Source organism: Peribacillus sp. SIMBA_075, assembly GCF_046534585.1.
In genome coordinates, this window is the sequence record NZ_JAWRYN010000445.1 from 1 (window position 1) to 279 (window position 279).

A 279-nucleotide genomic window follows, 5' to 3' on the forward strand; every position below is an offset into this window, starting at 1 on the left:
GGGATCATTGTTACGCTTTCCCTGTTGCCGATTGTAGCGATTTGCAAAAGATATCCGGATGATTCTCTATTTGTGATTAATGTAAAATTACTCGGAAAATTTTTGGGTCGATTTTTTAATCTGATCATCATTGTGTATGCCATCCTGAGCGTTACCTCGGTCAATTCCGATTATGTCCGGCTTGTGCAGACCTCGATGATTAATAACGAAACCATTACAATTCCTTTGCTTGGCTTGGTGCTGGTTATGCTGTACATCACAAATTGCGGGATCAAGCTC

The 279-nt window shown here is 40.9% G+C and carries 1 protein-coding gene; it reads left to right on the plus strand.

Translation table 11 applies throughout. The features are described 5' to 3' along the window. Positions 1 to 279: GerAB/ArcD/ProY family transporter (locus SB775_RS28940; RefSeq protein WP_410864652.1), on the plus strand; the 279-nt coding region annotated here is incomplete at both ends.